The organism is Micromonospora terminaliae, from assembly GCF_009671205.1.
GTDB lineage: Bacteria > Actinomycetota > Actinomycetes > Mycobacteriales > Micromonosporaceae > Micromonospora > Micromonospora terminaliae.
The window spans coordinates 4,299,510-4,323,084 of sequence record NZ_CP045309.1 but is presented as its reverse complement, the minus strand read 5'-3'; the positions used below and the strand labels follow the sequence as shown (position 1 = coordinate 4,323,084).

General features: G+C 72.4%; 30 protein-coding genes and 1 tRNA gene. 15 read left to right on the top strand and 16 right to left on the bottom strand.

What is annotated here, in order from left to right:
- Positions 1-298: 298 nt before the first annotated feature.
- Entirely contained in the window at positions 299-451 is a 153-nt protein-coding gene (locus GCE86_RS19710; RefSeq protein ID WP_154228320.1) for a hypothetical protein, read from the top strand.
- Between the two features lie 209 nt (positions 452-660).
- Here GCE86_RS19710 and GCE86_RS19705 read toward each other — a convergent pair whose 3' ends face one another.
- Positions 661-1,269, bottom strand: a complete 609-nt coding sequence (locus GCE86_RS19705; protein ID WP_244317029.1) for a LysE family translocator — start codon at positions 1,267-1,269, stop codon at positions 661-663.
- Positions 1,270-1,637: 368 nt separating this feature from the next.
- Here GCE86_RS19705 and GCE86_RS31675 point away from each other — a divergent pair, with 368 nt between their 5' ends.
- The 8 genes from GCE86_RS31675 to GCE86_RS19665 all read left to right on the top strand — a co-directional run bounded on the left by GCE86_RS31675 (position 1,638) and on the right by GCE86_RS19665 (position 6,580).
- Entirely contained in the window at positions 1,638-1,802 is a 165-nt protein-coding gene (locus tag GCE86_RS31675; protein WP_163636831.1) for a hypothetical protein, read from the top strand.
- 331 nt (positions 1,803-2,133) lie between these two features.
- Complete coding sequence (locus GCE86_RS19695; protein ID WP_154228317.1) at positions 2,134-2,733, top strand: DUF6907 domain-containing protein; 600 nt, start codon at positions 2,134-2,136, stop codon at positions 2,731-2,733.
- Entirely contained in the window at positions 2,730-2,906 is a 177-nt protein-coding gene (locus GCE86_RS19690; RefSeq protein ID WP_154228316.1) for a hypothetical protein, read from the top strand. Before GCE86_RS19695 ends, GCE86_RS19690 begins: the two co-directional genes overlap by 4 nt.
- A complete protein-coding gene (locus GCE86_RS19685; protein ID WP_154228315.1) occupies positions 2,903-3,832 on the top strand; it encodes an ABC transporter permease in 930 nt (309 codons plus the stop codon). Before GCE86_RS19690 ends, GCE86_RS19685 begins: the two co-directional genes overlap by 4 nt.
- On the top strand, positions 3,829-3,978 hold the full coding sequence (locus tag GCE86_RS19680; RefSeq protein ID WP_154228314.1) for a hypothetical protein: 150 nt from the start codon (positions 3,829-3,831) through the stop codon (positions 3,976-3,978). The genes GCE86_RS19685 and GCE86_RS19680 overlap by 4 nt, the downstream gene beginning before the upstream one ends.
- Positions 3,971-4,159, top strand: a complete 189-nt coding sequence (locus tag GCE86_RS19675; RefSeq protein ID WP_154228313.1) for a hypothetical protein — start codon at positions 3,971-3,973, stop codon at positions 4,157-4,159. The genes GCE86_RS19680 and GCE86_RS19675 overlap by 8 nt, the downstream gene beginning before the upstream one ends.
- A gap of 1 nt (position 4,160) precedes the next feature.
- Complete coding sequence (locus GCE86_RS19670; RefSeq protein WP_154228312.1) at positions 4,161-6,176, top strand: FtsK/SpoIIIE domain-containing protein; 2,016 nt, start codon at positions 4,161-4,163, stop codon at positions 6,174-6,176.
- 143 nt (positions 6,177-6,319) lie between these two features.
- A complete protein-coding gene (locus GCE86_RS19665) occupies positions 6,320-6,580 on the top strand; it encodes a hypothetical protein (protein ID WP_154228311.1) in 261 nt (86 codons plus the stop codon).
- A gap of 279 nt (positions 6,581-6,859) precedes the next feature.
- Here GCE86_RS19665 and GCE86_RS19660 read toward each other — a convergent pair whose 3' ends face one another.
- The 12 genes from GCE86_RS19660 to GCE86_RS19605 form a co-directional block, all read right to left on the bottom strand.
- Positions 6,860-7,093, bottom strand: a complete 234-nt coding sequence (locus tag GCE86_RS19660) for a hypothetical protein (RefSeq protein ID WP_154228310.1) — start codon at positions 7,091-7,093, stop codon at positions 6,860-6,862.
- A 7-nt stretch (positions 7,094-7,100) separates the two neighbouring features.
- Positions 7,101-7,523, bottom strand: a complete 423-nt coding sequence (locus GCE86_RS19655; RefSeq protein ID WP_154228309.1) for a hypothetical protein — start codon at positions 7,521-7,523, stop codon at positions 7,101-7,103.
- A gap of 20 nt (positions 7,524-7,543) precedes the next feature.
- On the bottom strand, positions 7,544-9,235 hold the full coding sequence (locus GCE86_RS19650) for a hypothetical protein (RefSeq protein ID WP_154228308.1): 1,692 nt from the start codon (positions 9,233-9,235) through the stop codon (positions 7,544-7,546).
- A 41-nt stretch (positions 9,236-9,276) separates the two neighbouring features.
- Entirely contained in the window at positions 9,277-9,519 is a 243-nt protein-coding gene (locus GCE86_RS19645; RefSeq protein ID WP_154228307.1) for a hypothetical protein, read from the bottom strand.
- Positions 9,520-9,657: 138 nt separating this feature from the next.
- Positions 9,658-10,422 carry a hypothetical protein gene (locus tag GCE86_RS19640; RefSeq protein WP_154228306.1) on the bottom strand — a complete coding sequence of 255 codons (765 nt, stop codon included), beginning with the start codon at positions 10,420-10,422 and terminating at the stop codon, positions 9,658-9,660.
- A gap of 47 nt (positions 10,423-10,469) precedes the next feature.
- Positions 10,470-10,670 (bottom strand): hypothetical protein, encoded by a 201-nt coding sequence (locus GCE86_RS19635; protein ID WP_154228305.1) that lies wholly within the window; start codon positions 10,668-10,670, stop codon positions 10,470-10,472.
- Entirely contained in the window at positions 10,667-10,936 is a 270-nt protein-coding gene (locus GCE86_RS19630; protein WP_154228304.1) for a hypothetical protein, read from the bottom strand. Before GCE86_RS19630 ends, GCE86_RS19635 begins: the two co-directional genes overlap by 4 nt.
- Positions 10,933-11,568, bottom strand: coding sequence for a hypothetical protein (locus tag GCE86_RS19625; RefSeq protein ID WP_154228303.1), 636 nt, complete (start codon positions 11,566-11,568; stop codon positions 10,933-10,935). The genes GCE86_RS19630 and GCE86_RS19625 overlap by 4 nt, the downstream gene beginning before the upstream one ends.
- Positions 11,565-11,900: a hypothetical protein gene (locus GCE86_RS19620; protein ID WP_154228302.1), complete on the bottom strand. Its 336-nt coding sequence runs from the start codon at positions 11,898-11,900 to the stop codon at positions 11,565-11,567. Before GCE86_RS19620 ends, GCE86_RS19625 begins: the two co-directional genes overlap by 4 nt.
- Positions 11,897-14,353: a DUF3987 domain-containing protein gene (locus GCE86_RS19615; RefSeq protein WP_163636833.1), complete on the bottom strand. Its 2,457-nt coding sequence runs from the start codon at positions 14,351-14,353 to the stop codon at positions 11,897-11,899. The genes GCE86_RS19620 and GCE86_RS19615 overlap by 4 nt, the downstream gene beginning before the upstream one ends.
- 312 nt (positions 14,354-14,665) lie before the next feature.
- A complete protein-coding gene (locus GCE86_RS19610; RefSeq protein WP_154228300.1) occupies positions 14,666-15,127 on the bottom strand; it encodes an HNH endonuclease in 462 nt (153 codons plus the stop codon).
- Entirely contained in the window at positions 15,124-15,327 is a 204-nt protein-coding gene (locus GCE86_RS19605; protein ID WP_244317027.1) for an excisionase family DNA-binding protein, read from the bottom strand. The genes GCE86_RS19610 and GCE86_RS19605 overlap by 4 nt, the downstream gene beginning before the upstream one ends.
- A gap of 147 nt (positions 15,328-15,474) precedes the next feature.
- Between GCE86_RS19605 and GCE86_RS19600 the strand changes: the two genes are divergently transcribed.
- Both GCE86_RS19600 and GCE86_RS19595 read left to right on the top strand, forming a co-directional pair.
- On the top strand, positions 15,475-16,041 hold the full coding sequence (locus GCE86_RS19600; RefSeq protein ID WP_154228299.1) for a hypothetical protein: 567 nt from the start codon (positions 15,475-15,477) through the stop codon (positions 16,039-16,041).
- The gene (locus GCE86_RS19595; protein WP_154228298.1) at positions 16,038-17,183 is read left to right on the top strand and encodes a tyrosine-type recombinase/integrase; all 1,146 of its coding nucleotides are present in this window, start codon (positions 16,038-16,040) and stop codon (positions 17,181-17,183) included. Before GCE86_RS19600 ends, GCE86_RS19595 begins: the two co-directional genes overlap by 4 nt.
- Positions 17,184-17,256: 73 nt before the next feature.
- On the opposite strand, the gene GCE86_RS19590 is transcribed toward GCE86_RS19595, so the two are convergent.
- A tRNA-Arg gene (locus tag GCE86_RS19590) sits at positions 17,257-17,329 on the bottom strand.
- 167 nt (positions 17,330-17,496) lie between these two features.
- Between GCE86_RS19590 and GCE86_RS19585 the strand changes: the two genes are divergently transcribed.
- Positions 17,497-18,234, top strand: coding sequence for a hypothetical protein (locus GCE86_RS19585; RefSeq protein WP_154228297.1), 738 nt, complete (start codon positions 17,497-17,499; stop codon positions 18,232-18,234).
- Positions 18,235-18,244: 10 nt separating this feature from the next.
- On the opposite strand, the gene GCE86_RS19580 is transcribed toward GCE86_RS19585, so the two are convergent.
- Together GCE86_RS19580 and GCE86_RS19575 are read right to left on the bottom strand one after the other, a co-directional pair.
- A complete protein-coding gene (locus GCE86_RS19580) occupies positions 18,245-19,255 on the bottom strand; it encodes an alpha/beta hydrolase (RefSeq protein WP_154228296.1) in 1,011 nt (336 codons plus the stop codon).
- Between the two features lie 87 nt (positions 19,256-19,342).
- Positions 19,343-19,753, bottom strand: a complete 411-nt coding sequence (locus GCE86_RS19575) for an HPF/RaiA family ribosome-associated protein (protein ID WP_154228295.1) — start codon at positions 19,751-19,753, stop codon at positions 19,343-19,345.
- Between the two features lie 279 nt (positions 19,754-20,032).
- On the opposite strand from GCE86_RS19575, the gene ssb reads away from it, so the two are divergent.
- The 3 genes from ssb to GCE86_RS19560 all read left to right on the top strand — a co-directional run bounded on the left by ssb (position 20,033) and on the right by GCE86_RS19560 (position 23,490).
- On the top strand, positions 20,033-20,773 hold the full coding sequence (gene ssb / locus GCE86_RS19570) for a single-stranded DNA-binding protein (protein ID WP_154228294.1): 741 nt from the start codon (positions 20,033-20,035) through the stop codon (positions 20,771-20,773).
- A 93-nt stretch (positions 20,774-20,866) separates the two neighbouring features.
- On the top strand, positions 20,867-21,952 hold the full coding sequence (locus tag GCE86_RS19565; RefSeq protein WP_154228293.1) for a cobalamin biosynthesis protein: 1,086 nt from the start codon (positions 20,867-20,869) through the stop codon (positions 21,950-21,952).
- Positions 21,949-23,490: a cobyric acid synthase gene (locus GCE86_RS19560; RefSeq protein ID WP_154228292.1), complete on the top strand. Its 1,542-nt coding sequence runs from the start codon at positions 21,949-21,951 to the stop codon at positions 23,488-23,490. Before GCE86_RS19565 ends, GCE86_RS19560 begins: the two co-directional genes overlap by 4 nt.
- Positions 23,491-23,575: the final 85 nt, after the last annotated feature.

Here is a 23,575-nt window from a genome sequence, read left to right as displayed (position 1 = left end):
CGGCCTTGGGATTAGAAGAAGAAGGCGGACGGCTGGTCAGCTTGCAGGGACCCTGCTCAGGCCGTCCGTCGTTGTCGGACCGCGTCGGCCTTGGCTGGCAGGCTTGGCTGTACGAATGGCTGTACGTCGCTGTCCCGGCCCTGCGATCTCTGCACGCTCCTTCGACGACACGTCGTCCGCCTGGTCCTGGTCCTCAAGCGCTCGGCAACTCGATCGGTCCCGTCCCGTTCGGTCCAGTCCGCCCCGGTGGCTCCCACGCCTGGCTCCCAGACGCGGTTGGCTCTGACATGATCACGAGGTGCCCGACCCCGAGCCCACCGACGGCAGTCCGCCGCCGGAGTCTGCGCCGACGGCGCGCAAGGAGCTGCTCACACTACTCGTGCTGCTGCTCGTCTCGGCCGTTCTGCTGGTGCTGTGTCTCGGCTGTGCTGCCTTCTGGCTGTACAACTAATTGGCCGTCCTTGCGCTGGACCCGGAGCGCCAGTTTGGAAGAGCGCACTCAACGGGCTGTGATGCCCGAAACGCCTGCTCACGGCGACTGTCGCCCCTGACCGTTCATGCCCGCTCGTGACCGCGGGCGCCATCGGCTACCGGCCCCCGGGCGCCCCGTCCACTCGGGCCGGATGACGTCCCTCAACCCTGTCTGACTTGGAAGGGGCATCATCGCTCGACGGCCAGTCGCACGCCCAGCCCTATGAATACGCCTCCCGTCGCTGTGTCGATTCGGCGGCGAGCGGCCTGCCGGCGACGGAGCCATCCCCCGATCCGCCCTGCGAGCACGCCCACCGTGCCGTCGACGATAAACTCCAGGACGATCAGAATGGTGCCGAGGATCGCGAACTGCGCCCAGACCTGACCCAGTTGTGGGTTGATGAACTGTGGGAGGAACGCGATCGTGAAGGTGACCATCTTCGGGTTAAGTAGGTTGGTTAACAATCCACTGAGATAAGCACGGCGGCCCGAAATGCCTCCGCCGACGACTGGCAACTCGCTCTGCTCGCTCTTGCGGTGCCGAATCATCTGCACACCAAGGTAGATCAAATAGGCGCCTCCGACGATCCGCACCACCGTGAAGGCGGTCGGCACTGCCGCGAAGAGAGCGGCCAGCCCAGCGGCCGCCACGGCGACGTGAACGGCCTCGCTCGTTGCCACCCCTGCCGTGGCGAGCAGGCCGGCCCGCGGACCGCCGCGCATCCCACACCCTAAGACGAACAACATGTCCGGCCCGGGACTGACCATCGCGATGATCGTGGTAAGGGTGAAGGCCACGAGTAGGTGCTGATCTATCGGCATGACAAGACCATTCCACATGTCGCCACAGCCCGGCAGGTCTCGCCCGTCACCGCAACCTGGGACACAAGCAGGCCGAAGGGGCATTGTGCGAACAACGGCGAGACTGACGAGGTGATCCGCGGCGGCATCTCTGAGGAGCGCCGGGGTTCGGGGCGGAGCCCCGAGGTCCTTGGCGCGAAAGTCAGGTCATACTCACCGGCATGAAGCAGGAAGACCGAATGAGCGTTGGTGCTCTAGTGCTCGTGTCTTGCTGTCCACGGTGGGAACTCCGAGGGACCCGGACCATATCGACCGGACCCGGCACAAGATCCGGGCTGCGGCTGGCCTCGACTGGCTTCGTCTGCATGACCTGCGGCACGTTCCTGCTCGTCTCCGGTGCCTCACCTCGGACGGTGATGAAGGTGCTCGGTCATAGCCAGATCGGGCTGACCGTGAACACCTACGCCCATGTCCTGCCGGACATCGAGCGGGCCGCCGTGGACGAGGCCGCGAAGCACTTCTTCGGCTGACTTGGCTGTACGAATGGCTGTACGTGACCGGTGGCGACTGACCGGGCTGGGAGCGGCAGGCCCTTGACCTGGGGTGACGGTGGTGCGCCCGGCAGGATTCGAACCTGCGGCCTTGGGATTAGAAGTTTCCCCGTCGGGGGTCCACTGAGATTCACCTACGTACGAAATTGCAGGTCAGAGCAGCTACGCGGACCGCCCTAGACGATCTAGGACTACTGCGAACTGCAACAGGATCTGCAACGGCCCGACAGGGCTACACAACGTAGGCGGGCCCGGAAACGCGGTGCTGGTAACACCGGCCGGGCCCTAGATCGGGAGAGGACCCCGACCCATGAGCATCATCGCATCCGCACCCGTCCCCGCGGCCAACCGCCTCATCGACGCCGACACCGCCCCCAACCTGACGGCGATCCGCCGGACGGACACCAACGCCGGGCGCTTCCCGACCAACCAGCAGTACACCGGCCACGCCGCCGTCGTGCACCTGCCGTCCGCCGAGGACGTCGCCCTGGTCGAGCGGGCCGCCGCCGTCAACCCGACCGGCGTGCACCAGCTGGCCGACGCGATCCGCACCGGCTGCCCGCCGTGGTGCTCCAAGGACCACCGCGGCCACATCAGCGAGGTCGACGGCTTCTCGATCGGCCTGGTCCACGAGCGCATCGTCAGCGAGCTGACCGCGCTCGACCCGACCACCTTCGACGACCCGGCGACCGCCACGGTGTACGTCGAGAGCACCACCGAGGCCGGTGAGAGCGCCGTCGCCGAGCTCATCACCGCGCCGCGGGTGGTTCTGACCGTCGCCGAGGGCCCGGAGGGGGACTACGCCGGCGGCGAGAACACCGGGGGCTGGTCGGGCACGCCGGAGCAGGCCCGCGCGCTGGCCGCCGCGCTGCTGGCCGCCGCCGACCTCGTGGACGGGGGTGCCCGGTGAAGGACGCCCTGTTCCCGCTGCTGCTCGCCGCCGTCGGCCTGCCCGTCGTCGTCCTGGTCGTCGTCCTGGTCGCCCGGCACCTGGTCGAGAAGCACGCCGACGAGGCCGCCGCCGCCATCCTCCGCAAGCACGCCCGGCAGCCCGCCGACCGCCCGAAGGAGCTGACCCGATGACCGCGCCGACCATCAACGGCACCCGCTACCCGCAGCCGGTCGACGCGCTGCTGCCCGCGGCCCGCAAGCTCGTCGACGAGCTGGGCGAGGTTCCGTCGCGGAACCGCCTGATGCGTGAGTACCGCATCGGCGCCCCGAAGGCCGACGAGCTGCTGACCCGGCTGCGCGAGGAGCACTTGCGCCGCCAGCTCGCCGAGCAGTTCGGATACACGCCGCCCGACGAGCGCCCCGCCGACAAGCCGACGGCGGACCCGTGGGATTACGCCGAGCCGATCGGCCCCGACCCGGCCCCGGTCGACGACCGGGCGGAGACGCTGCGGCACGCAATGATCGTCCGGGGCGCGCTCCTGACACCCCGCACGGACCCGGCGGACACCCGCCCCGAGGACGCGCCCGTACCGGGTCCGCAGCCCGCCCCGGCGGCTCCCGTCGCCGAGCCGGTCGAGCAGGTCACGGCACCCGGTCACCCGGGTACGCCGACCGTCGCCCAGCCGGGACGGCGGGCGGTCGCCTGGCCGGTGATCCTGCTCGCGCTCCCGGCGTTCGTGGCCATCTGGTCCGGCTGGGTCGGACTCGGCGGACTCACCGGGTTCGGCGTCGTGCACCCGCTTCCCGGGATCGCCGACGGGGTGAGCCTGAACACCGCCATCACCCTGCCGATCGGGGTGGAGACGTACGGGGCGTACGCGCTGTACGTGTGGCTGTCCGGCCGGGTGCCGAACCGAGCCCGGACGTTCGCGAAGTGGTCTGCCATCGCCTCGCTGGCGGTGGGCGCGCTCGGCCAGGTGGCGTATCACCTGCTCGTGGCCGCGGGCGTCACGTCGGCCCCGTGGTGGATCACCACCCTTGTTTCCTGCCTGCCGGTGGCTGTGCTCGGCATGGGCGCCGCGCTGGCCCACCTCGTGCGAGAGGACGTGACCAAGTGAGCGTCATCGCCGCCATCCTCGCCGCCGTCTCCGTGGCCGCCAACCTGACCGGGCACACCACTACCGCCATCGCCGCCGGGATCGGTGCGGCGGCGGCCGGTGTCGCCTTCCACATGCGTCGCCGTCGCGGGGCGAGCCGTGGCTAACGACTGCACGTACTGCCCGACGTTGGAGGCGCGGCTCGCCGGTGTTGCCGGCGGGCTGCGCGCCCTCGCCGACCTCATCGACAACGAACTGACCGAGGCCACCATGTCCCGCCGCGAGCTGCTCGACGTGGCCGCCGTGCGGGTGACCAACCTCGCCGAGCAAGCGTCAGGGAGGTACTGACATGACCACGCTCCCCATCGAGTACGACGACGAGCGGCACATCATCGAGGCCGACCAGGTGGGCGGTGCCGTCGACCCGGCCGACCGCCGGGCCACCTTCGCCGACGTCGTGTCGCGCACCGATGCCCGCCGGCCGATCGTTCCGGCTGCCCTCCGCAACCCGGACGCCCGCCGGGCGCTGGTCCGCTGGTCCGCCGGCTACGGCGGCCACACCGCCCTCTATCACCTGACCCGCTCGCCGAAGTACGCCGCCAAGGTCGCCGTCTACGCCCCGCGCGGTGCGTGGCGGGCCAGCGCCGCCGTGCTGTGGTGGGCGGTGGGCGGCCGGGAGAACTTCCAGCTGCGGCAGGAAGCGGCCAGCAAGAACGACCCGCACACCTGGCAGCAGCTCGACCGCCGGCGGGAGAAGGCATCCGGTGCCCGTTGGTGGGTGGTCGGCGCCGCCGTGGTGCTGCTCGCCGCGCTGCTGGTGGGCGTCGAGGTGGCCGGTATGCCGCCGGTCGGCTGGTGGGCCGCCGTCGTCGGCCTGGTCCTGCTCGCCGCGCACTACGGGCGGCCCGCTGACAAGCCGATCGTCGACCGGGTGACCACCAAGGCCGCGTTCACCAAGCTCACGGGCGAAATGGTCCGCAACGCCGTCGTCGCGCTGAGCATCGGCGTGAAGGAACCCGGGCAGATCACGTTCCCGCCGCCGGGCATCCACAAGGACGGGCCGGGCTGGCTGGCCCGCTTCAACCTGCCTGGCGCCATCGTCGCCACCACCGTGCTGGAGAAGCGCGACAACCTCGCGGCCGCGCTCCGGCTGCCCGTCGACCAGGTGTGGCCGGAGGTCGGCCCCGACCACCCCGGGCAGGTCGACCTGTGGGTGGGCTACCAGCCGTCGTCCAAGATGGGTCAGCCGCGGTGGGCGCTGGCCGGCGACACGGCGCGCACCAGCATCTTCGAGCCGCAGCCGTTCGGCACCGACGCCCGGCAGCGGCCCGTGTCCACGGTGCTGTTCGAGCGGAACGTCCTCATCGGCGGGCAGCCCGGCTCCGGCAAGTCCTACGCGGCCCGCACGCTAGCCACCATCGCCGCGCTCGACCCGACGTGCGAGCTCAAGATTGCCGAGTTCAAGGGCACGGGTGACTTCCTCGACATGGCGCCGCTGTGCAGCACGTACGCCTGCGGTGTCGACGATGAGGCCCTGTCGACCGGCCGCGACGTGATCGCGTGGGCGCTGGCCGAGTGCGAGCGCCGCGGCGAGCGCATCAAGCGAGCCCGGGAGCGCGGTGAGGCACCGCTCGGCAAGGTCACGCCAGAGCTGGCCGCCAAGCGCGGCAGTGGGCTGCACCCGGTGTTCATCCTGCTCGACGAGGTGCACGAGCTGTTCCTGGCCTACCCGGACGCCGCGGACATGGCCGAGCGGGTCGCCAAGCGGGGTCGGGCGCTGGGCATCATCCTCGTGCTGGCCACGCAGATCGCCGACCGGGACAGCGTGCCGCCGAACATCACCCGCTGCGTGGTCACCCGCTGGTGCCTGTCGGTGGGCGGCCAGGTCGAGAACGACATGATCCTCGGCACCGGGGCGTACAAGCGGGGCCTGACCGCCACCGTCTACCAGCCGGGCGTCGACGCCGGGTGGGGCGTCATCACCGGCAACGGCAAGGCCGGCTCGGTGCGGTCGTTCTTCCCCGACCCGAAGACAGCCGCGGCGATCGTGGCCCGCGCGGCGCAGCTGCGCGGCCAGGTCATCGGCGAGGACGTCGAGCGGGTCGAGGCCCGCGACATGCTCGCCGACGCTCGCGCGGTGCTGCGGCCCGGTGAGTCGGGTGTGCCGTGGGCGGTCCTCGCCGAGCGGCTCGCCGAGCTGGCGCCGGAGATGTACGCCGGGATCACCGCCGACATGGTGCGTGAGTCGCTGGCCCGGTACGGGGTCGACAGCCAGGACGTGAAGGTCGGCCGGAAGAACATCAAGGGCGCCCGGCGCACGTCGCTCGACGCCGCGCAGCAGCGCCGCGAGATCGAAGCCGAGTAGGTCGCACGGGTGGTCGCGGGTGTGCCCCTGGTCGCGGAAGTGCGACCAGGGGCGCGACCAGCCCCCACCAGCGCAAACCCCTGTTGGTCGCGTGGTCGCGGCACCCCCGCCGAGGCCCCGAAATCCGCTCCTGGGAGGCATCTGTGAGAGGCACGCTCACCGCGGCCGGCATCATCCTCGCCGCGCTGGTCTGGTACGCCGGCTCGTGCATCATCCGACCGTTCCGCGACTGCTGGCTGTGCGACGGGAAGGGCCACCACCGCAGCAAGCGCAAGAGCAAGCTGTCCCGCCCGTGCCGCTGGTGTCGGGCCAGCGGGAAGCGTCTCCGGTTCGGCCGGCGGCTGTGGAACCGCGCTCGCCGGGTACACCGTGACGCCGCCGCGGGTGCGAGGATCGCGCGATGACGCGGAGTCGCTACAGCAGACGGGGTGACCGGCCCTGGCCAAAGAAGCCGCCACCGGTTGGCCGAATCGTGTTCTTCATCCTGCTCGCCTGCCTCCTCGGGTCGATGTTCGGCAACCGGCGGTAGCCTCCACCCATGCACCCGCTGACAGAGGGCGTCACCGTCGTGGTGACGCCCTCTGCGCGTTGGGTGGGCTCCGCCTTACGCAGCGGCGCCAGCCTCGCCCAGCTCGTCGACGAGCTGGCCGCCCGGGATGCTCGCCGTCGGCGGGCGGGGGCGGTCAGCGAGCCGCCGACGGAGTAGGCGAGGCCTTGCGGTCCATCTCGCGCGAGTAACGCTCCAACTCTTCGCGCAGCTGCTCCACCTCGCGCTGACGCTTCTCCGCCTCGGTCGCCGGACGGTACGAGCGGACCGGACCGGGGCGAGGCAGCGGCGGCTGCGAGCCGGCCAGCATCAGGAACAGGCCAGCCAGGATGACCGCGACCGCGGCCTGAAAGATCGTCGCTCGGTTCACGGACGATTCACCCCCGGCGACTGACGGTAGTTACCCGAAGCAACTGCTGCTGGCTGAGCTGCGACTCGGACCGAACCAAAGCCGTGACCTGCTCGCCGGTGATCCGGCCGTGGTCGAGCAGCGCGGACGCCACCACCAGCAGCCGGTAGCGGTGAGCTATGAGGATGCGTCGAGCGTCGAGCGTCGCGGCGGGTATCCCTGCCTCGCCGACCAGCTCCCGGGCGGCGAGGGTGTCGTGGGTGTCCCCGGAGAACGCGAGCGCCCCACCGGACGCCTCGTAGCCGGCCAGGGCCACCACCGCGTCGGTGTGCGGGTCCACCTCGCGCACCAGCGTCCCGCCCTCACCCGGCCGCCACTCCACGTCCACCCACGCCACCGGCGCACCGAGCACCACCGCGGCGACCGCGTGACCAGCCTCGTGCACAGCCACCCGGCGCCGTATCTCCGGCGTCACGACGCCCGCCGGCGGGCCAGGTAGAGCCGGAACGCCGCCTGGTCGGGCAGCGCGCTGTCGTCCACGAGGTTGAGTTCCACCGAGGTGCTGTAGACGCCGCTTTGCCGCTGGCTGTCCTCGTCGGCCACAACCACAGTCGACCCGTCGCGGCGCTCCACCGTCAGCTCGTTGACCATGCCCTGGTCGTCGAGGACCGGGCTGAGCACGTCGTTGGAGCCACGGGTGACGCAGTAGGCGGCCAGGTCGACGGCGAGGGCTACAGGAGGGTTGTACCGGTCCTGACGGGGCAGGTAGCCCAGCCCGAACCCGCTCTCGTACAGCACACCCATGTCCGCCTCGGCGCATTCCTGGTACAGATCCAGCTGGGTGCCGGGCCCCTGACGGCCCATCATCACCTCGGAGGCCGGATCCACCGGCGGCATGTCGAGGGCGATGCCATCCTCAGCGGCGAGGCGCGCGAGGCGCTGCGTGGCCCCCTCACCCGTCCGCTGACCCGACCCCGCCAGCCCCGACCACTCGTAGGCGTACAGCGCCCGGATCATCGACCCATCGGCCTTGTCCACGACGTTGAGGCCGTGCCCGGCCCACACGGCGATATGGCCGGCAGGGACAGGCTCCGTCGCTGTCGTGCCAGCGGGGTTGACGACTACTTGGGTCACCCCGGCGACGGTGCCGGCGATAGTGCCTGTCGCCTTCCACCCTCCGACGGACGACCAGCCGTAGGCGGCGGTGATGACCCCCGGCGACGACTGCCACACCGCGAAGTTGTGCGGGCTCATCGAGATGAACACGGACGAGCTGTCCACCACGACGGTCCACGACGCTCCGGTCCAGGCGTGGATCTGCGTGTGGCTGGTGGTGGTGATGACCAGCCGCCAGGCGGTGATGCTGCCGGTCGGCGTGTGAACCTCGAGCAACGTCATGTTGTTGGATGCGGCGGCTGGCACATCAGCGGCCAGCGCGGCAGTCCACCCGCCGGCGCCAGCGGTGGCCGCGGTGGCCGCGGCCGGTAGCAGCGCCGACAGGACGGCGCCGCCGGACAGGTCGACCAGCGCAGCAGACCCGTACCGCACCTCGTAACCCTGACCCTCGGTCCACGTCTCGATGTCAGCGAACTTCGCCGTACCGGTGATCGTCAGCGGCGCAGCGCCAGCAACCGCCGACCCCACCCGCGAGGCCGCGTCGCCGTCCTCCACCGGCCAATAAGCGACCGGACCCGAGGCGGCCAGGCTGCGCCGCATGGCCGACATTGCCCGCGGGCTGCCCTGCCCGAGCCTGCGCAGGATTCCCGATGCCGTGACGATGACGTACGCGTCGGCCTCACCCGGGGTGGTCGTCGGCACGAACCGCGGCTCCCACTGGTCGGCGAACCCGGAGAACCGGTCGTGCCACACGCCGTTCCACTGGACGCGGACGCGCAGCGGGGTGCCGAGCTGCACATTCGGCCAGTAGGGCGACTGAGGATGGCCCGGCATGAGGGCCGAGTCCGGGTTGTCCAGCGTCACCGCGCAGGTCGACGGCGTCGCGACGCTGGCGCCGCTGGACTTGCCGGCGCGGATGCGGATGGGTTCGGCGCGCAGCCGAGAGGAAAGGTCGGTCCACGACCAGGTGTCGGGGTCGGCGGTGACGTCCGCGCCGAAAGCGGCCTCCACCTTCACGGTCAGGTCTTCATCGTCGGGCCATGCCATGTGCCTGCTCCTTGCTCTCGATTCGATGGTGGGAGGCCAGCTCACAGAGCGGAGGCGTCGAAGACTCTGTCCGACGGCACCAACGCCAGGCGCCGCGGTTCGCGGGCGTCGAGATGCTCGATCTCCTGCACGATCTCGCGTAGGAGCCGGGAGAGCGCAGTCAGGTCGCGCGCCGAGGTGGTCGGGTTGTCGACCGCTGCGGCGAGGCGGCCACGCAACGCGACCAGAAGCGCGCGCATGTCGCCGCTCTCGGCAGCCTCGGTGATGCTCATCAGGTCCGCCATAGCGGCACCTCCTTGGGATGTTCCGGCCCACCTTGGGGCTTCCTGTCCGATCTGTGGTTCTGGCGGAGAGAGATGCCGCCTAAGCCGGGAAGTGCAAAGGCGGGCGGGGGTGGGGGGACCTCCCCCACCCCCATCGGGCTAGGCGGCCGTGACCTCGCGCCGTCCGGTGTGCAGCTCGCGTTCCCGTCGCGCTTCCTGCTCGGCCAGGTGCTGGTCGATGCGCCGGCAGCGCTGCGTGTACTCCTCCGGGGTGGCCAGCGAGAGCGGGTGCCCAGCGCGGGCTGCCGCGATCACGTCGCGCCCGTCGAGAGCGAACAGCTGCTCGGGGGTGAGGTCGGCGAGGGCCAGCGCCCGGCGGCGCGGATCCCGCTCGGCGAGGCGGAAGGCGGCGACGAGCAGCCCCCAAATCTTCGCCGCGTGGGTGATGCGGGTGAGGGCTTCCTGCCCCTTCTCCCACAGCTCCACCCGCTGGCCGGCTCCGTTCACGTAAGCCTCGGCGGGGTTAACACCGGCCTTCCGCGCTCGGGCCAGCACGGCGTCGCCCTGCTCGACGACCTGGGCGAGGTCGGCGAGGATCGCGGGCGTGTGCTTGTGCAGCACGTCGGCGAGGCGCTGCCCGGCACGCCCGTCGGGCAGCTGCCCGAGGTTGAGGGAGGCGAGCTGCTGGCGGGCCAGCTCGGTGCGGACAGTCTCGTCGGTGGCCGGGTCCTGTCCGGCGTCGCGAGCGGCGGCCACGGCGGCACGCAGCGCGGCCGGGTCGGCGGCGAACTGCGGCTCGTCCTTCCGCGCGTCGAGCTGGGCGAGGTCGTCGGCCATGCCCTCGGGCAGCTGGAGGCCGAAGCGGGGGTAGTTCTGGCGGATCTGCTGGACGGTCGCGGAGACCATCGTGTCGTCGGCGTACATGCTGGCTTGCTCCTTCGGTAGGTGGTCGTGGGTCTGGTCGGCGGCGGTTACCACCCCGGCACTCCGGAGTGGTCGAACAGGTCGCGCACCCATTGGCGGGTCGCCTCGTCGCCGGTCGGCTTGTTGTCCGGGGTGCTGCCCTCGCGGGGTACGTGGTTGCCGCGGTTGGGTTCGGCCGGTTCGGGGTCCGGCTCGGGCGCGGGGTCGCCGAACAGCTTGCGGACGTACTCGCGGTACTCGTCGGTCATGGCGTGGTCCTTTCGTCGGCCCCGGCCGCGGCTGGTGCCGCGTCTCGTGCGGGGCTTTCTTGCTCGGTGAAGGTCTGTTGGGCGCGTAGCACGGCGAGGGCTCGGGTGGCTCGCTGGTGCCGGCGGGTGAGGTAGTCCAGGGCGAACTTGTCGCGTCGGTCGTAGGCCACGGACATGGACCGTTCGAGCCGGTTGAGTTCGCGCTCGGCGCTGGAGACGCCGCGCATCCGGTCGGGGAAGTCGTAGCGCGGGGGCCGGGGCTTCACGCGCGACCCCCTCGCCCGCGGCTGCGTCCGCGTGAGCCTCGCGGCTTGACCCTTCCCGTACCCCTCGGCCGGTCCTGTTCGGCCGTCTGCGTGGCTCTCAGCGGGCCATTTCCGGCGACCTCCGGCCGGCACCCTCCGCACGTGCCGTACTGGTAGAGCAGCGGCCCGAGTTGGACCATGCCGGGGTAGATGCCGTCGCCGTGCTCGGGTCCGGCGCAGCGGTGGCCGCAGCCGTCGCAGAGGGCGTCGGCGTCCGGGTTGTGCTTGAGGCTGAGCAGGTGGATGCAGGTCGGGCAGACCACCGTGTGCGGCTTCCATGCGGCGCCCACGACGGGGCTCGGTCGGTCCGCTGCCGGGTTGTGCCGGCAGGTTGTCGCCCAGCCGTCGGCGAACGCGGTGAGGGTGTCCAGCAGGGACAGCCGCAGCCAGCCGGGCAGGTCGCCGGCGGTGGTGGGCCGGGCCGGGTTGTCGGACAGCCGGACGGCGACGTCGGCGAGGATCCGGTGGGCGTCGGTGGCGGCGGCGTCGGCCTGGTCGAGCAGCGCGACGGGGGCGACCTGTCGGGCTCGCTGGACGAACTGGTCGTAGGACGGGTGGAGCATGAGCCGCTCCAGCACCAGGGCGGGGGTCATCGGTCGGCCTCCGGGGTCTGCGTGGCCTGCTCTGCGCAGACCTTGTGACAGGGGCGCCCCTCGGCGTCGCGCATGAGTGCGGGGCGACCGCAGAGCCGGCAGGGCATCGGGTCGCCGGTGGCGTGGCCGGACCAGACCAGACCGCCGGTGCGCTCCGGCAGGGCGGTGGCTGTCGGGGTGGCCTGCCCGGTCGGGGCCGGGCTCGGTGGCCGGTTGCGCCAGTAGGTGGGCGAGCTCGGGCAGAGCTGGCAGGCGTTCACCAGCAAAGCACCGGCAGCGCCGGGGAGCCGGACACCGCAGCAGGAGGGAGCGGCGTTGGTAGTGGACGTCATCGGGTGGCCTCGCAGTTCTGGTAGTGCGCGCTGGAGTCGAGCGGCCAGCGGCAGGAGGGGCAGGTGTCGTCGGTGTCCGGCCAGAGCGGGGCGACAGGGGCGACAGGGGCGACAAGTTCGGCGTTTCCGCTGCTCAGCGGGTGCGGCGAGGTGTCGCCCGGGTTGTCGCCCGCCGGGGCGACACGGGCGACAGACCATGCGTCCGGGGCGATGTTGTCGCCCGTGTCGCCCGCCGGGGCGACAGCGGGGGCGACAGGGTGCGGCAGGCTCTGACCTGCGGAAACGCTCGGGTTGTCGCCCCTGTCGCCCGTGTCGCCCGCCTTCAGCAGTCGGCCGGCGTGCGGGTGCACCTCCCACCCGCCGTCTTGGTGCTCGCGGATCCAGCCCTTCTCGGTCAGGTCGTCGAGGACCGGCCGGGCGTCGGGTGCCTTACGCAGCGACTTGGGCCCGGTGCGCTGGAGGTCGCGCAGCTTGAATCGCGTGAGCCCCCGGTCGATCAGCCAGGCCAGCAGCAGCCGGGCGTTGCTCGTCTCCTTGTCGTCGCCACCGGGGGCGAGGGCCGCGACGGCGTGAGCCTGGTAGTAGTCGCCGAGCTCGACGGCGGCACGCATGGTGGCCTCGCTGATGGGATCGCCGAGCGGCGCGCTCGCGGCGTGCAGGCACCCGGCGATGCGGGCGACAGCACCGGCCAACTTGGATCCCCACTCGCGGACCAGGTCGGCGCCGAGTTCACCGCCGCGGCGCAGGCGACGCTCGACGGTGCGGTGGTACTCCAGGTGCACCTTCCGGGCCGCCTCGCTGAGCACGACCAGGGCGGGGGCGTCCCGCTCGGCCATGGACAGCGCCAGGTCGTAGATGAGGGCCTGGTACGCCTCTCGGTCCCGCTCGGGCATCTCCGGCGGCTCGACGTCCCGGTGGCCGGTGTTGTCGACGGGCAGCGCCCAGAGGATCCGGGCGAGCACGCCCCGGCCGCCGAAGTCGGGCCGCTCGACCATCTCGCGCAGCGCGAACGGCTGGATGGACGCGACCAGCGTCAGCGCCGGGGCGTCGACCCGCTCCGGTTCCCGGCCGCGTCGGTCGACGAGGATCGCGTCACCGGCGTGGGCCATCAGGATCGGGTCGAGGTTGGGCGTCTTGCTGTAGCGGCCGGTCAGCGCAGTGAAGATGCCCGCCTCAGCGGAGATGGCGGCGATGCGACCGCCCTGGTTGGCCAGCAGCGTGATGAGGGCTTCCGGGGTGGCGTCGCTGGCGCTCAACCGGGGCCACGACGGAACGGTGACCTGCTCGGCGGCTCGTACGGCTTCCTGCGCCTCCATGATCTTTACGGGGTCGCCGTCCTTGGCCGCAACCCGCTTCGCCGCGTCGGCGTACTGCTCGCGGATCTCCCGCTCGGTGCGCCGGTCGATGATGACCTGCGCGACCCGCTCGGCGAGGGCCATCTCGGCCTCGGTCAGCGGTCGGCGGCACACGGCGATGACGGCGCTCTTGCGGGAGCCGGGCGGCATGACCGGCACGACGAACAGGTTCGTCGGCTCGTGCCAGCCTCGACGCACCACGACGACGACCCGGCCACCGACGCAGGCGGCGAGGATGCCGAGCACCACCGACCCGGGCAGATCCGCCGGCGTCTGCACCTCGAGCGCCAGGCCGCGGACGAACCGGGCCAGGGTTGGGGGTAGGGCGTCGATAGGGAACGGCGGCAGGTCGGCCTGCCAGCCCAGCGGCAGCGGGTCGTCCCACTGGCCGGCAGGGTCGGGCTCAGGCCGCTCGACCAGCTCGGCGAGGGTCCGGCCGCTGGCGATGTGGTCAGCGGCGTCCTTGCCCTCGGCGGCCTCGACGAGCGTCAACTCGGCGGCGTACCCGGCGAGGCGCTGGCGGACCAGCGCCGCCCACTTCTCGCCGGCGGCGTCCCGGTCGACAATGGCCACGACCCGGGCACCCTTGAGCGGGGAGACGTCGACCTTGCCGAAGTTCTCCGCACCCTGCGGGCCAGTGGTGGCGACCTCGCCCAGCGATTCGATGGCGTGCACGTCCTTCTCGCCCTCGACCAGATAGATGGTGCGGCCGAACGTGACGGCCTCGACCACCTTGGGCAGCCGGTACAGCTGGCAGACCCGCTTGTCACCGGACTGCGTGAACCGCTTGCCGTCGAGCCGGTGCACGGTCCGGGTGGGACGGCCAGTGGCGTCGGTGTACTGGTAGCGAGCCAACTCATTGCCGCTCGGCTCGTCGTACAGGTCGCGCGGCGTCATGTTGATGGCGGCCAGCACGTCGAGCGTGTCGCAGCCGGCGTGGCAGTGCAGCAGCACCGACCCCTCGATCGGCCGCACGGACAGGCTCGGGTTCCGGTCCTCGTGCGCCGGGCATCGCGCCTGCCACTGGCCGCCGGACTGGCGAACCAGGCCGGTGGCGTCGCGCAGCGCGTCGATGATGCGGTCGATGGCGGGGGTCACGCGTGGCTCCTTGCCTGCTTGCGACGCTGGACGGGGCCGAGCCGGTACCACCGACCGGTGACCGGGCAGCATTTCGTGATGCGGTTGGAGAGCAGCTGCCCGGCCTGGCCGACGCGGTGGTGGTGCATTCCGGTGCACCAGGGGCACGTCAGGACGGTGACGGCCCACAGGCCGCGGCCTCGACACGGCGGCCCGGCGTAGGCGCGGGCGTGCGGAAGTTCGTCCAGTGCCGCTACGCTGGTCCTGGTCGCCGACATGACCTCTGATGAAGCCCGGGATCCCACCCCCGGGCTTTGTCGCGTCTGGGGCATCTCAGGCCGCCTCCAATGGCAGGGGTCGCGGCTTGACGAGCGGATCTGCGCCCTTCGAGAGGTTGCAGCGCTGGCAGCTCACGACGAGGTTGTCGAGGGTGTGCCGCCGAACCAGCGAGTACGGCTCGACGTGGTCGATGTGGAGGCGGCCCGGACCACTGCGCCGGAGGTGCACTCGGCGGTCGCAGTACCGGCAGCGCATCCCATCCCGGGCGATGACCCGGGCGCGCAGCGAGGCGGGAAGCGAGACTCGCCGGACGTTCGAACGCCGCTCGGCGTACTCCGCGAGGGCGCGATGCTGAACCCCCGGGCAGTTGCAGTAGGTGCAGCGCCACGGCCGGCGCGCCGGCACGAAATGGAGCTCGCCGGGGTGCTGGCAGGCTGCGCAACGGTCGATCGCCTCGCGTACGTCGAGCGGCAGCACCTCGGGCAGCAGAGCGACAAGGGTGCCAAGGGAAGTCACGCGGCGGCTCCGTGTTGCTCGTCGCCGAGCTGCTCTACGTAGGTGTCGAGGGCGGCACGCGGCACGCGGCGACTGCGGCCGATCTTCACCGAGCTGACCTGCTGAGACTTGATGAGGGCGAACATCTGCGTTCGGCCGATCCGCAACTGCTGGGCGGCCTCCTCGACCGTCAGCATCAAGGCGCTGGTGGCCCGTTCCACGGCTTACCTCCGAGGTTTGCCGCATCCTCACCGATCAGGATGCGCGGAATTATCGGTCAGCCATAGGAGTAGCACGCCGCTGCGGTCCGCGCAAGTCGCGCGCAAGTCGCGGTAGTTCGCCGAGTGTTGCGCGGTTAACCGATCACGGTGCATGATGGCGCCGTGACTCTCACTGACGACGAACACCGACGACGCGAGCTGGCGCAGTCCGTACAGGCCGATGGGTGGTTCGCCCTGACTGCCGACGTAGCCGACTGCCTGGCGCTGGCCAGAGCTGAGGAAGACCCCCGCGGCCGGAGACAGATCACCGCCTTGATGCTGGTGGGCGACCCGATCGACTCCTCGACGCTGAAGCGGTTCCCCATCGGCTCGATCACCACGACTGTCAACATGGTCCCGCCGCCAGGCATCGATCCGGACGTGATGGAGCCGCTTGCCGCCGCCGCCCGCAAGGCGCTGGCCAGCGCTACGGCCGCGCCGGCGGAACCTGCCCCGTCCGGCCGTCCACGGCTGACAAGGCCGGACGGGACGGACCCGGACGGCTTCTACCGGGCCGTGGCCGAGGCGTACCGGGAGGGCGTCGCGCAGAGTCGAGCCGTCGCGCCGATGATCGCCGAGGAAGCCGGGGTGCCCATTCCCACGGTGCACCGCTGGATCGGTGAGGCGCGGCGCCGCGGCTTCCTGCCGCCGGCGCGGAAGGGGCGGGCGGGATGACCAGCGGGCGGAAGGCGAACGGCCGCAGCTCGATCTTCAAGGGCTCCGACGGCCGATGGCATGGCTACGTGACCATGGGCGTCAAGGACAACGGCCGCACCGACCGCCGACACGTTCAGGCAGGCACCGAGAAAGCCGTCACCGCCAAGGTGCGCGAGCTGGAGCGCAAGCGCGACGCCGGCGACGTGACCAGCGCCGGCAAGCCACCGACCGTGGGGGAGTGGCTGACGTACTGGCTCGACAACGTGGCCGAGCGGAAAGTCCGGCCGTCCACCTTGCAGGGCTACCGGTCCAAGGTGACCAAGCACCTGATCCCCGCACTCGGTGAGCACCGGCTAGACCGACTCCAGCCGGAGCACGTCGAGCGGTTCTACGGCTCGTTGGAGACGGCCGGCATGGCGCCGGCGACCGTGCTGCAACTGCACCGCATCCTGTCTCGGTCGCTGAAGGTGGCACACCAGCGCGGCCGGGTGGCCCGCAACGTGTGCGCCCTGGTCGACTCGCCGAGCGTGAGCCGAGAGGAGGTGCAGCCGCTCACCGCGGCCGACGCCCGCGCGATCCTCGCCGCGGCCGCTGGTCGACGGAACGGCGCCCGCTGGTCCGTCGCGCTGGCGTTGGGGCTGCGGCAGGGTGAGGCGCTGGGGCTCAAGTGGGAGTTCGTCGACCTCGACGCTGGCCTGTTGCGGGTGCGGTGGCAGTTGCAGCGACTGACCGGGCGCGGCCTGGTCCTCGTCGAGCCGAAGTCGCGAGCCAGCCGGCGCTCGGTTGCCGTGCCGCCCCAGCTGGTCGACGCGCTGCGCAAGCACCGGGCCGAGCAGGACGCCGAGCGGCAGCTCGCCGGCGAGCTGTGGCAGGACCACGACCTTGTGTTCACGCAGCCGAACGGCAAGCCGATCGAGCCGCGGCGAGACTGGGCACAGTGGAAGCAGCTTTGCCGGGATGCCGGCGTGCGGGAAGCCAGGTTGCACGATGCCCGCCACACCGCCGCGAGCATCCTGCTAGCCCAGGGCGTCCCGGCCCGTGTGGTCATGGAGCTGCTCGGTCACAGCCAGATCGGGCTCACGCTGGGTACGTATTCGCACGTCGCGCCGGAGCTTTCGAGGGCTGCGGCGGAGGGCATCGGCGGTGCCCTGTGGAACTAAATTGCAACGGGAACTGCAACGGACTTCCCCGGACGGGCGTCGATGGTTTACAGTTGACGCAGGTGAATAGCGGTGCGCCCGGCAGGATTCGAACCTGCGGCCTTGGGATTAGAAGTCCCCTGCTCTATCCGCTGAGCTACGGGCGCGCGTCGACGGTGTCGCGCCAAGAGGGTACCGCCGACCCGGGCCTGGCCGGGGGAACGGGTGGTCGTGGCCACGTCGCTGGTCAGCGTCCCACGGCCGGCCCTCCGGAGGCACCCCGGATATCCGGGTCGCGGGCCGCCGGGGCCGGGCCGGACCGTACCCTCGGCTCGTGCTGCTCGACCAGGAAACCGAGAACGAGATCGCGTACGAGCTGTGCCAGCTCCTCGGCCGGGCCATCCTGCCGGTGAGCGGGTCGGACGGGCGGGGTGCGCCGGCCGCGACCTACGGCACCGCCTTCTTCTACAGCGAGCTGGTCGGCGCGACCGACGACGGCGAGGTGGTGCACGAGTGGCTGCTCACGGCCGCCGCGACCACCCGGGCACCGTACGGGGAGATCGGGCTGCGGCCGAGCCTCACCGAGCCGGCGGAGGCGGCCGCGGAGCCGATCGGGCTGCCCGACTTCGCCGACCGGTGGTTGCAGCTGCCGGAGCTCGGCCTGGCCGCCATGCCCACGGGTGGCCTGCACGGACACGCGGAGGACGAGGGCTGGAGCTGGCGTACCCAGCAGGTGACCGACGCGGTGGCCGCGCCGGCCGACGCGGTCGCCCGGGTCGGCGCGGAGCCGGCTTCGGCGTTCGTGCTGGCGCTCGGCGTCGGCGACGCCGGAGCGCGGCCATTGGAGGCGGTCATCGAGCGGGTGGCGCGGGTCGGCGACGAGGTGCGGGTCACCACGGAGCTGCCGTCCGGGTACGTGGGCGCGCCGGTGTTCGGCGTCGAGGCGCCCGGCGGGGAGCTGTCGCTGCGCTGCCTGGGCCTCCTGCTGCCGGCCGACGGCGGCGGTCACCCGGTCGCGACGTTCGACCGCATCCGGTCGGCTCTGGCGGCGGCGACCGCCGACCACCACTGACCGGACCGGCTCAGCCCTCGGTCGTCGCTCCGGCCGGCTCGTCGGCCGGCCGCCGCGGCGCGGGAGGGGTCGGCCCGGCGCCGAGGAAGCCCTCCGCCCACCGCCCGACCTCCGCGAACACCTTCTCGCGTACGGCGGGGCCGGACAGGGTCAGGTCGTGCAGCCCGCCGTCGAACCGGGCCAGGGTGACGTGCCGGCCGAGGCGGGGCGCCCAGCGGACCATGTGCTCCACGTCCAGCACCGCGTCGGAAAGGGTGGCCGACTCGTGCCACTTCGTGCCCCGGTAGCTGCGGGTCGAGCAGGCCAGCAGCACCGGCACGGGGATGTCCAGGCCGGCCCGGAGCTGGCGCTGCCCGGCGCGGATCGCGTTGATCCAGCCGGCCCGCACCGGGAACCCGGCGAGCGGCTTCCAGGCCAGGTCGTAACGCCACTCGCCGCGGTGGTCGGCGTGCAGGCTCTCGCCGTACACGGTGCCCAGGCCGAACGGGAGGATGCGCTGCGGCGCCCGGCGGCCCAGCCGGGAGACGGCGGCCGCGAGGGGTCGGCGGACCAGCCAGGGGGCGTTGATGTCGAAGAAGGGGCTGTTCAGGACGATCCCGTCGACCAGGCCGGCCTCACGGCGGGCGTGCGCCCACAGCGAGATGATCAGGCCGCCGGTGGAGTGGCCCATGGCGAGCAGGGTGTCGTGGCCGTCGTCCTCGCGGACGATCTTCGCGGCGGCGTCTAGCTCCGGGAAGTAGTCGCTCAGGTCGCGGCAGAAGTTCGGGGTCTGGTGCGGTTGCAGGCTGCGGCCGTATTTCCGCAGGTCGAGCGCGTAGAAGTCCCAACCGCGCTCGGCGAAGAAGTCGGCGACGTGGGTCTGGAAGAAGTAGTCGACGAAGCCGTGCACGTAGAGCACGGCCCGGCCGGTCGGGCGCTCCGCCCGCCGGCGGACCAGGGTCGCGACGACCGGACCCTCGTCGTCGGTGCCCAGGTCGATCGTGTGCCGCTCGTACGGCGGTCCCAGCACGTCGGGTTCCACGACCGCGACGGTACGCCGCAAAGCTACCCGGCGGTAGCCCCCGCCCCCGTCCGCCGGTATCGCGTGGGGGCGGGGGCGGGCGTGGGCTCAGACCGTCTCGGCGTCGGCCCGCTCGGCGGCCTGCGCGGGCACGCCCTCGGGCTGGTCGATCTCGCGCAGGTGCTTGTTGTGGCGGGGCTCCTGCCGGGTCTTCGCGTCGTTGAGCCGGCGGCGCAGGTCGTCCCGGACGTCGTTGAGCGCGGCGTGCAGGTCCTCCTCCGCGGAGGTGGTGACGATCTTCTGGCGGCCCGCCACCCAGCACTCCAGGGTGACCTTCTGGCCCCGGGCGTTCCGGTCCTTGACCGACACCTCCAGTTCGGTGGCGTCGGCGTGGAACCCGGCGAGCCGGGCGTCGAGGGTCGCGAACTGCTCCGCGATCCAGTTGCGGTCGCCCTGGGAGAACCCGGCGCCGACCCGCAGGCACTCGGCCACGGTCGCGGGGTTCGCCACGGCGCTCATCGGCGGGCCTCGCAGACGTCTCGGAGAAGCATCGTCGCACCCTTTCTCTCGGTTGATCAAAGCCATACCCACTCGGGCCGCGTCCGGAACCCGGCTTCTTGATCATGCTGCTCCGCAGGTCAGGGCCAACAGGGTCACTGGTCCTAGCAGCTCGGGACCTTGATCAGGTGGTTGTCCACAGCCGCCTCAGTCGTCCACAGGCCGGCCCGGGGCGGCTGGCCCGCCGGGGTACGACGGCCGAGGCTCGGCCCCACAAGCCGAGTTCCCCTGGGAGGGGCGATGTTCGATACGTACGTCACGATCGTCGGCAACGTGCTGACCGCGCCGGAGTGGCGCCGGACCACCCAGAGCAACACTCTGGTGGCCAACTTCAAGGTGGCCTCGACCGCCCGCCGGCTCGACCGGGAGAGCGGCCGCTGGGTCGACGGCAACAGCCTCCGGGTGCGCGTGAACTGCTGGCGGAGGCTGGCCGAGGGGGTGGCCGCGTCGGTGGCGGTGGGCGACCCGGTGGTGGTGGCGGGCCGCCTCTACACGCGCGACTGGACCGACGACGCCGGCAACCACCGCACCCTCTACGAGCTGGAGGCGGTGGCCGTGGGGCACGACCTGTCCCGGGGCCGGGCCCGCTTCCTGCGCAACCGGCCCAGCATGACGACCAGCAGCGTCGAGGACGCCGACGCGGAGCACCGGGTGCACGGCGAGGCCACCGAGCCGGTGCCGGTCGCACAGGCGCCGGTGTCGTTCGACGACCGGCCGTTCGACGACGAGTTCGGGCCGGAGTCCGCCACCTCGCGGGTCGGGCTCTCCGCCGGGATGGACCCGACCGCGGACGATCTCGACGAGCTGGCCGACCCCTTCGACGAGCGGCCCGACCACCCGACCGCCGAGGCGGACGACCTGGCTGGCGAGGAGGAGGGTCAGGCGGTCACCGACGAGCCGGATCCAGCCGGTGCGGCGCCGGGTGTCACCGGGACCGGGCGGGCCCGGCGAGGCCGGGGACGGGCCCCGGTGCCCGCCTGACCAGCCCGGATCGTGCAACGGGGGAGCGGGGTGGCGACGCCGGCGTGGCCGCCCCGCCGTACGACTAGGCTGGCCGGCCGGAGGTGGTGACGGGTGCGGCAGGCGACCGCCATGGCGAACGCGGCGGGACTGGTGGCGGGCTACGCCCTGGACTCGCTGCTCGGCGATCCCCAACGGTGGCACCCGGTGGCCGGCTTCGGCCGCGCCGCCGGCGCCCTGGAGCGACGGATCTACCGGCCCGAGCGGTCGGCGGGCGCGGCGTTCACCGCGCTCGCGGTCGGCGCGCCCGTGCTGCTCGGTGTGGCCGCCGGCCTCGCCACCCGGCGTCACCCGGTGGCCCGGGCCGCGCTGGTGGCCGTCGGCACCTGGACCGTGCTGGGCGGGCGCACGCTGCGGCACGAGTCGCGGCTGATGGCCCGGGCGTTGCAGGCCGGCGACCTGCCCGCCGCGCGCGGCCGGCTCAACCACCTCTGCGGGCGGGACCCATCGGCGCTCGACGAGCCGGAACTGGCCCGGGCCACCGTCGAGTCGGTCGCCGAGAACACCTCCGACGCGGTGGTCGCCCCGCTGGTCTGGGGCGCCGTCGCCGGGCTGCCCGGCCTGCTCGGCTACCGGGCGGCGAACACGCTCGACGCCATGGTGGGCCACCGCTCGCCCCGCTACGCCCGGTTCGGCACCCCGGCGGCCCGCCTCGATGACCTGCTCAACCTGGCCCCCGCCCGGCTGACCGGGCTGCTCACCGTCGCCGTGGCGCCGGCCGCGCACGGGGACCGCGCGGCCGCCTGGCGGGTCTGGCGGCGCGACCGCAACGACCACCCGAGCCCGAACGCGGGCCAGTGCGAGGCGGCGATGGCCGGGGCGCTCGGCGTCCGGCTTGGTGGGCGCAACGTCTACTTCGGCCGCGAGGAGACCCGGCCGTTCCTCGGGGACGGTCCCCGGCCCGAGGCGCGGCACCTGAAGCGGGCCGCCCGGATCTCCGGCGCGGTCGGGCTGGCCGCGCTGGGCCTCGCGGCGGCGTACCCGGTGACGGTCGGTCGCCTGGTCGGCGTGACCGGCCGCGCCGCGCTGCGCGCGCTGGGCGGGACACGACCGGGAAGCGGGCGAGCAGCGGGGAGCGGGCGAGCAGCGGGGAGCAGACGAGCAGCGGACAGCGGGCGCGCAGCGGGGAGCGGGCGATGAGCGGCGGGCTGCTGGTCGCCGGAACCACCTCCGACGCCGGCAAGAGCGTGCTCACCGCCGGCATCTGCCGCTGGCTGCGCCGCCGGGGTGTGCGGGTCGCCCCGTTCAAGGCGCAGAACATGTCCAACAACTCGGCCGTGGTGGTCGGGCCGGACGGGCGCGGCGGCGAGATCGGCCGGGCCCAGGCCATGCAGGCCGCCGCCTGCGGGCTCGCCCCGGACCTGCGCTTCAACCCGGTGCTGCTGAAGCCGGGCAGCGACCACGCCAGCCAGGTGGTGCTGCTCGGCGAGGCGGTCGACACGGTCACCGCCGGCAACTACCGGGAGCTGCGTCCCCGGCTCGCCGAGACGGCGTACGCGGCGCTGGCCGAGCTGCGGGCCGAGTACGACGTGGTGATCTGTGAGGGGGCCGGCAGCCCGGCCGAGATCAACCTGCGGGCCGGCGACTACGTGAACATGGGGCTGGCGCGGCACGCCGGCCTGCCCGCCGTCGTGGTCGGTGACATCGACCGGGGCGGCGTCTTCGCCTCGATGTTCGGCACGGTCGCGCTGCTCGACCCGGCCGACCAGGCCCTCGTCGCCGGCTTCGTGATCAACAAGTTCCGGGGCGACCTCGGGCTGCTCCGGCCGGGGCTGGACATGCTGCACCGGGTCACCGGCCGGCCGACCCTCGGCGTGCTGCCCTGGGCGCTCGACCTCTGGCTGGACGCGGAGGACTCGCTGGCGTACGGGCGGGTGCTCGGCCGGCCGGCGGCGCCCCGGGGGACCGACTGGCTGGACGTGGCGGTGGTCCGGCTGCCCCGGATCAGCAACGCCACCGACGTCGAGGCGCTGGCCACCGAGCCCGGCGTCCGGGTCCGGCTGACCATCGAGCCGGCCGAGCTGGCCGCCGCCGACCTGGTCGTACTGCCCGGCTCCAAGTCCACAGTGGCCGACCTGGCCTGGCTGCGGGAGACCGGCCTGGCCGACGCCGTCCTGGCGCACGCCGCCGCGGGCAAGCCGCTGCTCGGCATCTGCGGTGGGTTCCAGATGCTGTCCCGGGCCATCCACGACCCCGTGGAGAGCCGCCAGGGGAGCGTGCCCGGCCTCGGGTTGATCCCCGTCGAGATCACCTTCGACCCGCGCAAGACGGTCCGGCGGGCCGCCGGCACCGCGGCCGGGGACGTGCCGGTGCACGGCTACGAGATCCACCACGGCCAGGTGTCCGACGCCGACCCCGGCCTGCCGCCGCTGCTCCGCTACACCGACGGCACGGGCGAGGGCGCTCGGCTGGGCGCGATTCAGGGCACCCACTGGCACGGCGCGTTCGAGTCCGACGGCTTCCGGCGCCGGTTCCTCACCGAGGTCGCCGCGCTGTCCGGCCGGACCGGGTTCAAGGTCGCGCCCGACACGTCGTTCGCCGCCGCCCGGGAGCGCACCCTGGACCTGCTCGGCGACCTGGTCGAGGAGCACCTCGACACCGACGCGCTGTGGCGGCTCATCGAGTCCGGGCCGCCCGCCGACCTGCCGTTCATCCCACCCGGCGCGCCGACCATCTGAGGGGACCGGCGTGCCGACCACCTGAGGGGACCGGCGTGCCGACCACCTGAGGGGACCGGCGCGCCGACCACCTGAGGGGACCGGC